The sequence below is a fragment of the Streptomyces sp. SM18 genome, from assembly GCF_002910775.2.
In the GTDB taxonomy this organism is placed as follows: Bacteria; Actinomycetota; Actinomycetes; order Streptomycetales; family Streptomycetaceae; genus Streptomyces; species Streptomyces halstedii.
Map to the genome: position 1 here is coordinate 1,837,177 of NZ_CP029342.1, position 12,921 is coordinate 1,850,097.

General features: G+C 73.2%; 10 protein-coding genes and 1 pseudogene. 7 read left to right on the plus strand and 4 right to left on the minus strand.

The features are described from left to right. Positions 1–82 precede the first annotated feature (82 nt). The 4 genes from B9S64_RS08170 (at position 83) to B9S64_RS08190 (ending at position 4,352) form a co-directional block, all read left to right on the plus strand. Complete coding sequence (locus B9S64_RS08170) at positions 83–1,150, plus strand: hemin ABC transporter substrate-binding protein (RefSeq protein ID WP_103491044.1); 1,068 nt, start codon at positions 83–85, stop codon at positions 1,148–1,150. Continuing rightward, positions 1,147–2,265 (plus strand): iron ABC transporter permease, encoded by a 1,119-nt coding sequence (locus tag B9S64_RS08175; protein ID WP_103491045.1) that lies wholly within the window; start codon positions 1,147–1,149, stop codon positions 2,263–2,265. The genes B9S64_RS08170 and B9S64_RS08175 overlap by 4 nt, the downstream gene beginning before the upstream one ends. Next, entirely contained in the window at positions 2,262–3,104 is an 843-nt protein-coding gene (locus tag B9S64_RS08180; RefSeq protein WP_093675080.1) for a heme ABC transporter ATP-binding protein, read from the plus strand. Before B9S64_RS08175 ends, B9S64_RS08180 begins: the two co-directional genes overlap by 4 nt. A 243-nt stretch (positions 3,105–3,347) precedes the next feature. Continuing rightward, positions 3,348–4,352, plus strand: a complete 1,005-nt coding sequence (locus B9S64_RS08190) for a hypothetical protein (RefSeq protein ID WP_181012269.1) — start codon at positions 3,348–3,350, stop codon at positions 4,350–4,352. 105 nt (positions 4,353–4,457) lie between these two features. Here the strand turns inward: B9S64_RS08190 and B9S64_RS08195 are convergent, their stop codons facing one another. Then, entirely contained in the window at positions 4,458–5,195 is a 738-nt protein-coding gene (locus B9S64_RS08195; protein WP_028440000.1) for a bifunctional DNA primase/polymerase, read from the minus strand. 385 nt (positions 5,196–5,580) lie between these two features. Here B9S64_RS08195 and ddaH point away from each other — a divergent pair. Further along, positions 5,581–6,411, plus strand: a pseudogene (ddaH, locus tag B9S64_RS08200) (dimethylargininase); the annotation flags it as partial. A 173-nt stretch (positions 6,412–6,584) separates the two neighbouring features. Here ddaH and B9S64_RS08205 read toward each other — a convergent pair. Together B9S64_RS08205 and B9S64_RS08210 are read right to left on the minus strand one after the other, a co-directional pair. Next, entirely contained in the window at positions 6,585–7,598 is a 1,014-nt protein-coding gene (locus tag B9S64_RS08205) for a small ribosomal subunit Rsm22 family protein (protein ID WP_103491047.1), read from the minus strand. A 68-nt stretch (positions 7,599–7,666) separates the two neighbouring features. Next, positions 7,667–8,995: a Bcr/CflA family multidrug efflux MFS transporter gene (locus B9S64_RS08210; protein WP_103491048.1), complete on the minus strand. Its 1,329-nt coding sequence runs from the start codon at positions 8,993–8,995 to the stop codon at positions 7,667–7,669. Positions 8,996–9,080: 85 nt separating this feature from the next. Between B9S64_RS08210 and B9S64_RS08215 the strand changes: the two genes are divergently transcribed. Next, positions 9,081–10,085 (plus strand): Gfo/Idh/MocA family protein, encoded by a 1,005-nt coding sequence (locus tag B9S64_RS08215; protein WP_103491049.1) that lies wholly within the window; start codon positions 9,081–9,083, stop codon positions 10,083–10,085. A 30-nt stretch (positions 10,086–10,115) separates the two neighbouring features. On the opposite strand, the gene B9S64_RS08220 is transcribed toward B9S64_RS08215, so the two are convergent. Continuing rightward, entirely contained in the window at positions 10,116–11,786 is a 1,671-nt protein-coding gene (locus B9S64_RS08220) for an alkaline phosphatase (protein WP_103491050.1), read from the minus strand. Positions 11,787–12,000: 214 nt separating this feature from the next. Here B9S64_RS08220 and B9S64_RS08225 point away from each other — a divergent pair, with 214 nt between their 5' ends. Then, complete coding sequence (locus B9S64_RS08225) at positions 12,001–12,768, plus strand: SDR family oxidoreductase (protein ID WP_103491051.1); 768 nt, start codon at positions 12,001–12,003, stop codon at positions 12,766–12,768. Positions 12,769–12,921: the final 153 nt, after the last annotated feature.

Sequence of the window (12,921 nt, forward strand, 5' to 3'; positions counted from 1 at the left end):
AAGGCTAACCTAAGGTGTATTCAGCCCGTGCCGGAACCCCCTCCGCCACTTCAGTTCGCAACACCCCCAGGACGGTGCACTCGTGCGATTTCCCCAGTACCCGGCTCTACCGGGGCGAAGAGCCGCACGACCGCGCGCCGCGCGATTCGGCGCCCTGGCCGCCGTGGTGGCGCTCACCACGGCGCTCGGCGGTTGCGGTGGCACAGGGGATCCGGCAGGCGGAACCACGAAGGCGGCGAAGGCCGAGACCGCGGCCGACAGGGTCGAACCGCTGGCCACCGCGCCGAAGCCGCGGCTGCCCGTCACGGTGACGTCGGCGGACGGGACCGAGGTCACCGTCTCCTCGACCGACCGGATCGTGCCGCTCACCGGCTCGCTCAGCGAGATCGTCTTCACCCTGGGCTTCGGGAAGGAGGTGGTGGCCCGGGACATCACCGCCACCTTCGAACAGGCCGAGAAGCTCCCGGTGGTGACCCGCGCCCACGACGTCTCGGCGGAGAGCGTGCTCTCGCTGCGGCCGACCGTCGTCCTCGCGGACACCACGACCGGCCCCACCGAGGCCGTCGACCAGATACGCGACGCCGGCATCCCGCTCGTCGTCGTGGAGCCCGCCAAGGAACTCGCCGACGTGGGCCGCCGGATCGACGCGGTCGCCGCCGCGCTCGGCGTGACCTCCTCCGGGGACGAGCTGAAGGCGCGTACGGAGTCCCGCATCGACGCCGTACGCGAGACGATCCCGGCCCGCGAGGACGGGGACGCGCCGCGCGTCGCCTTCCTGTACCTGCGCGGATCGGCCTCCGTCTATCTGCTGGGCGGCCGGGAGTCCGGGGCCAGTTCCCTGCTGGAGGCGGCGGGCGCCGTGGACGCGGGCAAGGCCTCCGGGCTGAAGAAGGACTTCACCGCGATCACCGCCGAGGCCCTGGCCAAGGCGGCGCCGGACGCGATCCTCGTCATGTCCAAGGGGCTCGACTCGGTGGGCGGTGTCGACGGGCTGGTGAAGATCCCCGGGATCGCCGAGACGCCCGCCGGGATGGACCGCCGGGTCGTCTCGATCGACGACGGGGTGCTGCTGAACTACGGGCCGCGCACCGACCGGGTGCTGGCCGAACTGGTCGAGCAGCTCTACCCGGAAGGCGGCTCCGGCCGATGACCGCCACCACCCATGACACGGGCGTCGTCAAGGACGCGTCCGGCGGTTCCGGTGAGGACTCCGCCCCCGGAACGGACACCCCTCGCAGGCGCGGGAACGCGTTCGTCCTCACCGTCGCCCTGTCGGCGGCCCTGCTCGTCGGCTGTCTGCTCTCCGCCGGCCTCGGCGCGTACCACATCCCGCTCGGGGACGTCCTGTCCTCCGTCCAGCACCGGATCGGTCTCGGCGGGCACGCCCTGGACCGGGTCGGCGAGAGCGTCCTGTGGAACGTACGCCTGCCCCGGGTCGTCCTCGCCCTGCTGGTCGGCGCCTCCCTGGGCTGCGCGGGCGCCCTGATGCAGGGGGTGTTCGGCAACCCGCTCGCGGAGCCGGGGGTCATCGGGATCTCCGCGGGCGCGGCGGTCGGCGCGGTCGGCTCGATCGCGCTCGGCCTGAGCTTCTTCGGCAACTGGACCATCACCGTCTGCGCGTTCGCCGCCGGTCTCGTCACCGTCCTGCTGGTGTACGCGCTCTCGCGTTCCGGGGGCCGCACCGAGGTGGTGACGCTGATCCTCACCGGCATCGCCGTCAACGCCTTCGCCGGCGCGCTGATCGGCCTGTTCATCTTCTTCGCCGACAACGCGCAGATCACCCAGATCACCTTCTGGCAGCTCGGCTCGCTGGCCCAGGCGACCTGGCCGAAGGTGCTCGCCGTCCTGCCCTGCGCGGTGCTCGGACTGCTCGTCGCCCCCTTCTACGCCAGGAAGCTGGACCTGCTCGCCCTCGGCGAACGCCCGGCCCGCCACCTGGGCGTGGACGTCGAGCGGCTGCGGATCGTCCTGGTCCTCGTGGTGGCCCTGCTGACCGCGGCGGCCGTCGCGGTCGCGGGCATCATCACCTTCGTGGGGCTCCTCGTCCCGCACCTGCTGCGGATGGCCAACGGCCCCGGCCACCGCTTCCTGATCCCCGGCAGCGCCCTCGGCGGCGCCCTGGTGCTGGTGGCCGGCGACCTCGCCGCCCGTACGGTGGCCGATCCCGCCGAGCTTCCGCTCGGGGTGCTGACCGCGCTCTTCGGCAGCCCGTTCTTCTTCTGGCTGCTGCGCAGGACCCGTCGTAGGCAAGGTGGTTGGGCGTGAAGGCGCTGAGAAGACTGTTCGCCGCGGGAAGCGACCGGGAGCTGCCCGCCCCCGCGGCGCCCGGTTCGCCGCTCGCCGAGGCCCGTGGCCTGGGCATCCGGCTGGGCCGCAGGCAGGTCCTGGACGCGGTGGAGCTGACCGCCCGTGCGGGCGAGGTGGTGGCCCTGGTCGGCCCGAACGGGGCCGGGAAGTCCACCCTGCTGGCGGCGCTGGCCGCCGATCTGCCCGCCGGGAGCGGTGAGATCCGCATCGACGGCCGGCCGGCCGCCGACTGGTCGCCGCCCGAACTCGCCCTGCGGCGGGCCGTGCTGCCGCAGTCCGCCGCGCTGTCCTTCCCCTTCCCGGTCGAGGACGTCGTACGGATGGGCCGGGCGCCCTGGGCGGGTACGGCCAAGGAGGACGAGGACGACGTGGCGGTCGCCTCCGCGATGGAGGCGACGGAGGTCACCCGGTTCGCGGCCCGGCCGTTCTCCGCGCTGTCGGGCGGTGAGCGGGCGCGTGTCGCGCTCGCCCGGGTCCTCGCCCAGCGCGCCCCGCTGCTGCTGCTGGACGAGCCGACCGCCGCCCTGGACCTGCGCCACCAGGAACTCGTCCTGCGGATCTGCCGGGAGCGGGCCGCCGCCGGGGACGCGGTGGTGGTGGTGCTGCACGACCTGGGGCTGGCCGCGGCCTACGCGGACCGGGCCGTGGTCCTGCGGGACGGCCGCGTCGCCGTGGACGGCCCGCCCGCCGAGGTGTTCACGGGCGAACTGCTGGGCGAGGTGTACCGGCAGCCGGTGGAGGTGTTCCCGCACCCGAGGACCGGCGCGCCGCTGGTCGTACCGGAGCGCACGCGCTGAACCCGGGGCGCCGCCGGCCGTACGGGGCGTGCGCGCCGGACCCGGGCGTACGCGCCCGGGTTCCGGGGCGCGCCGAACCCGGGGGCCTACGCGCCGGGTTCCGGGGGCCCCGGGGGCAACACCCGTCCCCCCTGTCACGGTTGGGCGCCCTATCCCTCATCCGCCCGCTCATGGCCCCGCGCGCCCCGGTAGGGTTCAGGCGGTCAGTGCGGACGACGGATCAGAAGGCGCAGAAGGCGACGGATGACAAGGCTGGGGCGACTGGCGGCGGGGCTCGCGGCGGCGACGGCGCTGAGCATGGGCGCGAGCGGCTGTGTGACGGTACACGGTGAGCTGGAGGTTCTTCCGGGGGCGACGAAGTCCGAGGCCGCCCGGGCCCTTGAGGACTTCACCGCCGCCTACAACGCGGCGGACAAGGCGTACGATCCGGCGCTGGACGAGGACCGGGTGACCGGTTCGCTCGGCGCCATCAACCAGGCCGGGCTGAAGGCGCGTCGGAAGAGCAGTCCGGAGGGCAACGCGGCGCACAAGCCGCTGGAGCTGACCGACGTCTCCTTCGTCATACCCAAGAAGGTGGGCTGGCCGCGCTGGTTCCTCGCGGACACCGACTCCAACCGGGACGAGGACGGCGGGAAGCTGGACACCCGCTGGCTGCTGGTCTTCGTCCGTACCGGCCCCGAGGCGCCCTGGAAGGCGGCCTATCTGGCGGCCGTCAGCCCGTCCCAGGTCCCCGAGTTCCGCACGGACGCCGACGGTCTCGCCGAACCCGTGCCCTCCGCCGGGTCGGACGAGGTGCTGGCCACCGCACCGGCCGAACTGAGCCGGACATACACGGAGTACCTGGAGAAGGGCGCCCCGGACGTCTTCGCCCCGGGGTCCACGACCTCCGGCTGGCGGGAGGCGCGGGAGAACACCCGGCGGGCGGGCTTCTCGTACCAGTACGTCGACCGGGCCCTGGACGACGGGGCGTTCGCGCCGCTGGGGCTGAGGACGAAGGACGGCGGGGCGCTGGTCTTCTTCAGCAGCAAGCACTTCGAGCGCCAGACGGCGGCGGAGGGGCTGCGGCCCACGGTCACGGCGGACGTCGAGGCGCTGCTGACCGGCGAGGTGAAGAGCACGCTGACCAAGGAGCGGGTCTCCAGCCAGCTGGTGTACATCCCCGAGCGCGGCGCCGGGGACGGGGAGGCCGCCGGCAAGGCGCGCGTGCTGAACCGGCTGCCCGGTCTGGTGGCGGCGCAGGGCTCCTGAGCCGGAGCGGGGCACGCGCTTCGTGCCCCGGGCCCGCCGGGTGGTCCGGGTCCCGTCCGAACCCGGTCCGGGCCCCTCGGCGCTCGGGCCCGGTCCCGGTCGGGCTCAGCGGCCGAGGGGCCAGGCCACCGCGTCGTGGTCCAGTCCGCTCTCCGCGGCGGCGTACCGCGCGCAGGCGTCGGTGAGTGTTTCGAGCAGGGTCAGCGGGTCGGGCAGCGGGTGCTCGGGGCCGCGGATCCAGTGCACGTCCAGCTCACCGGGGAGCCGGGCGGGCGGCAGGAGCACATAGCTGCCGCGGCAGTGCCAGCGCAGCCCCGGGTGCTCGTCCATGGTCTCGGGATGGCAGTCCAGCTCGCACGGCCACCACTCGTCCTCGTCCTCGGGGGTGCCCCGGGTCGCGGTGAAGAAGAGCATCCGGTCGTCGCCGGACTGGGCCACCGGCCCTACGTCGATGCCCGCGGCCGTCAGCCGTTCGAGAGCGGCTCGGCCCGCGGGCAGGGGGACGTCCAGCACGTCGTGGATCATGCCGGTGGCGGTGATGAAGTTGGCCTGGGGCTGGTTCGTGGCCCAGCGCTCGATCTGGGCGCGGTCGGTGGTGGACTGCGTCTGCCACGCGAACGAGACCGGATGCCGTGCGGGGGTGGGGCAGCCGATGCGTTCGCACGAACATCGGTAGCCGACCGGGTGCGCGGCGGGTGAGATGGGCATCCCTGCCTCCGCGACGGCCAGGAGCAGCGCCAGCCGGGCCGCGTCGTCGGCCTCCGGCTGTGGTTTGGGCCGTCGGCGCAGCCACTGGGAGATCCTGCTCTCTGTGCCGCGACTGCGGCCGGAATCGGCGCCCATCTATCCCCTCACCTCAGCGGTTGTGCCTCCATGGTCCCATCATCCTGCGCCCCGGGTGGCCCAAGTTCCCAAGTGGGGGGTCCGGGACGCGCCGGGAGGGTGACCTCTTTCGTCCTGAATGCCCTGGTATGGGTGGCCTGAAGGCGGGCCGGAGGCGGGTCCGGGATCACGGTGTGGGTGACAAGCCTCGCAGCGCGTGGTCGGCGCCCCGGCCCTCCGGCCCGCCCGGCGGAGGCCCGGAAGCGGGGAAAGGGGGGAGACACACCGGCGGCGGCCGTGCAACCACCCGTTCGGATCACTGCGCTTTCGGCCCGGTCTGGCGCACCATGAACGCACGCACCCACCCCGTGCGCGTGTCCCACCGTTCCGCAGCCGAGCTGCCGTTCGAAAGGAGCCTGCATTGACCCGTGACGCCACCCCTCGTCGCTATCTGATGTGCGCCCCGTCCCACTTCGAGGTCACCTACTCCATCAACCCGTGGATGGACCCCTCGAAACCCGTGGACCTGTCCCTGGCCACCACCCAGTGGGAGGACCTGCGCGACCGCTACCGTTCCCTGGGCCACACCGTGGAACTGCTCACCCCCCGTCCCGAGCTGCCCGACATGGTGTTCGCCGCGAACGGCGCCACCGTGATCGACGGCAGGGTGCTGGGCGCCCTGTTCGCCTACCGGGAGCGGTACGCGGAGGCGGAGGCGCACCGGGAGTGGTTCCGGGCCGCCGGCTTCACCGACATCCACGTACCCGACCATGTCAACGAGGGCGAGGGCGACTTCGCCGTCACCGCCTCGTATCTGCTGGCGGGCCGCGGTTTCCGCTCCAGCCCGCTCTCGCACGCCGAGGCGCAGGAGTTCTTCGGCCGCCCGGTGATCGGCCTCGATCTGGTCGATCCGCGCTACTACCACCTGGACACGGCCCTCAGTGTCCTGGACGACGCGGCCGACGAGGTCATGTACTACCCGGGGGCGTTCTCGCCGGGCAGCCGGGCCGTGCTGGCCCGGCTCTTCCCGGACGCGCTGATCGCGGAGGAGGCCGACGCGGCGGCGCTGGGCCTGAACGCGGTCAGTGACGGACGCCACGTCCTGCTCCCCCAGGCCGCGGTGGGCCTGTTCGGCCCGCTGCGGGACCGGGGCTTCGAGCCGGTCCCGATGGACCTGGGTGAGCTGCTCAAGGGCGGGGGCAGCGTGAAGTGCTGCACCCAGGAGCTACGCCCCTAGGGCGTGTTTCGAAAGGAGCGCCGTCCGCCCGGAGGGCGGGGCCTGCGGCGTCCGGTGCGTGCGATCGCAAGGCGGAGGATCGCCCTCGTACTGGACGTACTGGGGCGACTCCGACAACGCGGCGAGCGTGCGTGCCGGGCGTCGCGGGCCAGGCGGGACTTTCGAAACACGCCCTAAAGGCTGCCCTGGTCCGGTGCCGTGTGAGGCGGCCAAGGGTCGCCCCAGGCGGTGTCACGGGCGGCGCGGTAGAGCTCACCGTGCCGCTTGGTGACCGTGGCGCGGCGCAGCCCCTCGTCCCGTGTGCAGAGCTCCAGCAGCACCTGGCCCTTGCGGAGCTGGGGCTTGCGGGTGACCCGGGCGCGTACCGGATCGGTGGGGAAGCGGGTCGCCGCCACATAGCTGAACTTCTCGTCCTCGTGGCTGAGCGAGCCGCCCTTGACCTGGCGGTGCAGGGACGAGCGGCTGACCCGGGCCGAGAAGTGGCACCAGTCCGCGCCCGGTTCGATGGGGCAGGCGGCGCTGTGCGGGCAGGGCGCGGCGACGCTCAGACCGGCGGCGACCAGCCGGTCGCGGGCCTCGATGATCCGGGCGTATCCGTCCGGGGTGCCCGGTTCCACGACCACCACGGCCTGGGCCGCGGCGGCGGTGGCGTCCACCAGGGCGGCCCGGTCCCCGGGGGTGAGCTCCTTGAGTACGTAGCTGACGGTCGCCAGGTCCGTGGGGGCCAGTTCCAGCGCCGTACCGATCCTCGCGCGCTGCCAGGTGGCGGCGCGCAGCGCGGGGGCGCCGGACGCCTCGGCCAGCTCGCGGCCGAGGGTGAGGGCGGGCTCCGCCCAGTCCAGGACGGTGGTCCGGGGCCCGTCCTCCCAGGCGCCCGCGACCGCCCAGCTCGCCGCTCCGGTGCCGCCTCCGATGTCGGTGTGGGTGGCGGGCGTCCAGTGGGGCGCGGCGTCACGCAGGGCGTCCAGGCCCGCCCGTACGGCCTCGAAGGTGGCGGGCATGCGGTACGCGGCGTACGCGGCCACGTCCGAGCGGTCGCGCAGGACCGGGGCGTCGGTGGGGGTGGTCCCGCGGTAGCTCGCGATCAGCCGGTCGACCGCCTGCGCGGCCTGGCGGGGCGGCAGCCCGTCGAGCAGCGCGGCCAGGGCGGCGCGCAGGGATTCCGCGGTGGGGAGGGTGGCGTTCACCGGCGAATTGTAGGCGTTGCGGGCGGGGCGGTGGCGGCCCGGTGGCCCGGCGCCCCGCCCGGTACGCCTCAGCCCCCGGCCTGCTCCTTGGGGGCCGGGGCGCTCTGCCACGGGCGGCACAGCAGCAGGAAGCAGGCCACCGCGGACAGGGCGCACACCAGCTGGACGACAGCCATCGGCACGGCGGTCCGCTCCCCGGCGATCCCCACCAGCGGCGAGGCGACGGCGCCGACGAGGAACTGGGAGGTCCCCAGCAGCGCGGAGGCGGAGCCGGCCGCGTGCCTGGTCCGCATGAGGGCCTGGGAGTTGGTGTTGGGCATCGCCAGGCCCATGCACGACATCAGGACGAAGAGCCCGATGGCGACGGGCAGCAGCCCGACGTCGCCGAAGACCCCGGACGTCATCAGCAGCAGGGCGAGGGCGGCGAGGGAGATGACGGCGAGGCCGAAGCCGAGTGCCTTGTCCAGGCTGACCCGGCCGACCAGGATCTTGCCGTTGATCTGGCCCACCGCGATCAGACCGATGGAGTTGATCCCGAAGAGCAGGCTGAAGGTCTGCGGGGAGGCTCCGTAGATCTCCTGGACGACGAAGGGGGAGGCGCTCACGTAGGCGAAGAGCGTGGCGAAGGCGAGGCTGCCCGCGATCATGTACCCGGTGAACACCCGGTCGGCGAGCAGATGGCGCATGGTGCGCAGGGCGTCCCCGATGCCGCCGGTGTGCCGGTCGCTCTCGGGCAGGGTCTCGTGCAGCCACTTCCAGACGACGAGGGTGAGCGCCACCCCGACGAGGGTGAGGACGACGAAGATGCCCCGCCAGTCGGTGAAGCGGAGGACCTGCCCGCCGATGACGGGGGCGATGACGGGGGCGACACCGGAGATCAGCATCAGGGTGGAGAAGAACCGGGCCATCTCCATGCCGTCGTAGAGGTCGCGGACCACGGCCCGGGAGATCACGATGCCGGCCGCGCCGGCCAGTCCCTGGAGGAGGCGGAAGCCGATGAGCAGCTCCGCGGAGGGGGCGAGGGCGCAGATCATGGTCGCGGCCACGTAGACGATCATGCCGAGGAGCAGGGGCTTGCGCCGTCCCCAGCGGTCGCTCATCGGTCCGACCACGAGCTGGCCGAGCGCCATGCCGGTGAGGCAGGCGGTCAGGGTGAGCTGGACGGTGGCCGCCGGGGCGTGCAGGGAGCCGGTGACCTCCGGCAGGGCCGGGAGGTACATGTCCATGGAGAGGGGCGGCAGTGCGGTGAGCCCGCCCAGGACCAGGGTGACCAGGAGTCCGGCCCGCCGTGCGGCGGGGGTGGAGTTCGTGGTGGGAGCACCTGGTGCGGTGCCCTTGTGCGTCGGTATGGGTACGTGCTCTTCTCGCTGGGCCCGGCTCACGCCGCTGTCCGGCATCCTCGTCTCCGCTTCGTTGAAACCGCATCTATGCTCTCAGGTCAGTCGTAGTGGTCGGTACCTTTTTGTGTGAGGGCGGGCGGACATGGGCGGGACAGTGCGTTGGGGTGTTCTGGCGACGGGCGGCATAGCCGCGACGTTCACGGGGGACCTGCTCGCGATGGAGGACCCGGCGGCCGAGGTCCTGGCGGTCGCCTCCCGCTCGGAGACCTCGGCGCGGGCGTTCGCCGACCGGTTCGGGATCGAGCGGGCGTACGGCAGCTGGGCGGAGCTCGTCGCGGACGACGACATCGATGTCGTGTACGTGGCCACACCGCACTCCGCGCACCGGGAGGCGGCCGGGCTCGCGCTGGAGGCCGGCAAGCACGTGCTGTGCGAGAAGGCGTTCACGCTCAACGCCCGTGAGGCGGGTGAGCTGGTGGACCTGGCCCGGGAGCGCGGGCTGTTCCTGATGGAAGCCATGTGGACGTACTGCAACCCGCTGATCCGCCGGATGACGGAGCTGGTGCGTGACGGGGCGATCGGCGAGATCCGCACGGTCCAGGCCGACTTCGGCTTCGCGGGGACCTTCGGCGCCGAGCACCGGCTGCGGGACCCCGCGCTGGGGGGCGGCGCCCTGCTGGACCTCGGGGTCTACCCGGTGTCGTTCGCCCATCTGCTGCTCGGTGAGCCGGACCGGGTCCAGGCGGACGCGCTGCTGTCGCCGGAGGGCGTCGATCTGAGCACCGGGATGCTGCTGGGGTGGGAGTCGGGCGCCACCGCCCTGCTGGCCTGCTCGATCGTCGGGGACCTGCCCACCGTCGCGTCGGTGACCGGCACGGGCGGGCGGATCGACTTCCCGCAGGGCTTCTTCCACCCGGAGCGCTTCGTCCTGCACCGGCCGGGCCGGGAGCCGGAGGAGATCACCACGGGTCCGGGTCCGCAGGGCCTCACCGGCATGCAGTTCGAGGCCGCCGAGGTGACACGGGCGCTGCTGGCGGGTGAGAAGGAGTCCCCGCTGGTGCCGCTGGAGGGGTCGCTCGCCGTGATGCGGACGCTCGACGCGGTGCGGGACCGCGTCGGCGTCCGCTACCCGGCGGACGGGCACTGACCCCCGGCCGGACGGGCGCCGGGGCCGGGGTCACACGGGGACGAGCCCCGGGTTCCCCGCCTCGGTCACGAACGACCCGGCGGTGCTGACGGGCGCGCCGGGGGTGGTGACCGCGGACACGGTGCGGAAGTCGGCGCGCGCCTTCTCCCGGTCGAGGCCGACGAGCACATAGCCGCGGCGGCCGTCGTAGAACCGCAGGTGCGGGTTGGCGCGGGTGAGGTTGTCCCAGTTGGCGGGCCTCGCCGCGCCGTCCTTGCCGCTGGTGACCGAGGTGGCCACGATCTCGGTGCCGACGGTCCGGGAGGCGGGGTCGTCGAAGTCCTTCTTGAGGTCGAAGCCGTAGGCGACGTGCACGTCGCCGGTGAGGACCATCAGGTTCTCGATCCCGGCCGCCTCGGCCCCGTCCATGATCCGCTGCCGGGAGGCCGGATAGCCGTCCCAGCAGTCCATGGAGAGTCGGTAGGCGTCGGTGGGCACATCGCGCCGCTGCGCGAAGGTGACCTGCTGGGGCACGACGTTCCACCGGGCCCGGGACTGCTTCCAGCCGTCGATCAGCCAGCGTTCCTGGGCGGCACCCGTCATGGTGCGCGCCGGGTCCTCGGACTCCGGTCCGGGCACCTTCCAGCCGTCGCCGTACGCCTGGTCGCTGCGGTACTGGCGGGTGTCGAGGACGTCGAACTGGGCGAGCCGGCCGAAGTGCAGACGGCGGTAGAGCCGCATGTCGGGGCCGGTGGGGCGCTGCGGGGCGCGCAGCGGCTGGTTCTCCCAGTACGCGCGGTAGGCGGCGGCCCGGCGCAGCAGGAACTCCTCGGGCGGGACGTCGTTCTCGGGGGTGTCGCCCGCGTAGTTGTTCTCGGTCTCGTGGTCGTCCCAGGTGACGACGAAGGGGTGTGCGGCGTGGGCGGCGCGCAGGTCCGGGTCGGACTTGTAGAGGCCGTAGCGCATCCGGTAGTCGTCGAGCGTCAGCGTCTCGCGGTCGAAGTGGTCCGGCAGCACCCGGTCGGTGTAACCACGGGCGCCACCGGCGGAGTTGACGGCGTACTCGTAGAGGTAGTCACCGAGGTGGAAGACCACGTCCACGTCTTCGGCGGCGAGGTGACGGTAGGCGGTGTAGTAGCCGTCGTGGTACGCCTGGCAGGAGACGGCGGCGAGAGTGAGCGAGCTGTTGCGGGCGCCGGGCGCGGGGGCGGTGCGGGTGCGGCCGGTGGGGCTGGTCCAGGCACCGGCGCGGAAGCGGTAGTGGAAGACGCGGTCGGGGGCGAGCCCCCTGACGTCCACATGGACGCTGTGGCAGAACTCCGGGTGGGCGGTGGCCGATCCGCGCCGGACGACGCGCCGGAAGCGTTCGTCGTGGGCGATCTCCCAGCTGACCCGGACCCGCTCGGCGGGCAGTCCGCCGTCCGCCTCGAAGGGGCGGGGCGCGAGCCTGGTCCAGAGCAGGACGGCGTCGGGCAGCGGGTCGCCGGAGGCCACACCGAGGGTGAAGGGGTCCTCGGTGATCCTCCGGGCGTCCAGCTCGGCGGCGCTCGCCGCACCCGCGGCGGGCAGACCGGCCGCGAAGGCGAGGGCGGCGGCCGCACCGGTGACCGTGAGGAACCGGCGGCGGTCGGGACCGGCCGCGATCCGCCGGGCGGCGGACCGGAAGGCGGCGGGGTCGCCGCCCCGTTCCGCGGCGGCGGTGCTGTTCTGCGCGTATGTCATATGCCCCTCCTGTGCAAGCCGGATGGTGTCAGAGGCATTGCAGTGCGGGGCGACGACGTTCCGTCGGCGCGTACCCGACATCCATATGGCGGTGCGATGAGGACCGCGTGCGCGGGAGCGACCGCCACCGCGTGCGCCGGGCGACCGGGACCGCGTGCGCCGGAGTGACCGACCGCGCGCAGGTGCCGCCGGACCCGGGGCTACCCTCCGGACCATGGACGCTGACGCTGACGCTGACCGGAAGATCGCTGTCGTGACGGGTGCGGGATCGGGCATCGGCAGGGCCGTCGCCCGCACGCTCGCGGACGCGGGCTGGACCGTGGCCCTGGCAGGCCGGCGGGCCGCCCCCCTGGAAGAGACCGCCGCCGGGGCCGGCCGGGGCGACGCCCTGTGCGTACCCACGGACGTGACGGACCCGCGGGCGGTGACGGCGCTCTTCGACGCCGTACGCGAGCGCTTCGGACGCCTCGACCTGCTCTTCAACAACGCCGGTACGTTCGGGCCGCGTTCGGCGCCGGTCGAGGAGCTGGGGTACGAGGAGTGGCGGAGTGTGGTCGACGTCAATCTGACGGGGTCGTTCCTGTGCGCGCAGGCGGCGTTCCGGCTGATGAAGGAACAGGACCCACGAGGCGGCCGGATCATCAACAACGGTTCGGTCTCGGCGCACGCGCCGCGCCCGCACTCCATCGCCTACACGGCGACCAAGCACGCCGTCACCGGGCTGACGAAGTCGCTGTCGCTGGACGGGCGTCCGTACCGGATCGCGTGCGGGCAGATCGACATCGGCAACGCGGCGACCGACATGACGGAGCGGATGCGGACCGGCACCCTCCAGGCCAACGGGGAGACGGAGGTCGAGCCGGTGATGGACGTGGCCGACGTGGCCCGGACCGTCCTGCACATGGCGGAACTCCCGCTGGAGGCCAACGTGCAGTTCGCCACGGTGACGGCGACCGCGATGCCGTACATCGGCCGGGGCTGACCCCTTCCCGGCAGGGCCGAACCCTGCCTCTTCCTGTTCGCGCCTGCCCGAAACAGGGTGCCCAGTGAGCGAGTTCGACCGTTGTTGACTCCCTGGCCCAGCATTTCGGACTCCTGGACCGGGCAAGCGCGTACCGGACGTATGCTGCTGCCC

Excerpts from the sequence above, each read along its gene's own strand:
- B9S64_RS08225 (WP_103491051.1), top strand. The coding sequence starts at position 12,001 with ATGGACGCTGACGCTGACGCTGACCGGAAGATCGCTGTCGTGACGGGT.
- B9S64_RS08175 (WP_103491045.1), top strand. The coding sequence starts at position 1,147 with ATGACCGCCACCACCCATGACACGGGCGTCGTCAAGGACGCGTCCGGC.
- B9S64_RS08210 (WP_103491048.1), bottom strand. The coding sequence starts at position 8,995 with ATGCCGGACAGCGGCGTGAGCCGGGCCCAGCGAGAAGAGCACGTACCC.
- B9S64_RS08220 (WP_103491050.1), bottom strand. The coding sequence starts at position 11,786 with ATGACATACGCGCAGAACAGCACCGCCGCCGCGGAACGGGGCGGCGAC.
- B9S64_RS08195 (WP_028440000.1), bottom strand. The coding sequence starts at position 5,195 with ATGGGCGCCGATTCCGGCCGCAGTCGCGGCACAGAGAGCAGGATCTCC.
- B9S64_RS08215 (WP_103491049.1), top strand. The coding sequence starts at position 9,081 with ATGGGCGGGACAGTGCGTTGGGGTGTTCTGGCGACGGGCGGCATAGCC.
- B9S64_RS08190 (WP_181012269.1), top strand. The coding sequence starts at position 3,348 with ATGACAAGGCTGGGGCGACTGGCGGCGGGGCTCGCGGCGGCGACGGCG.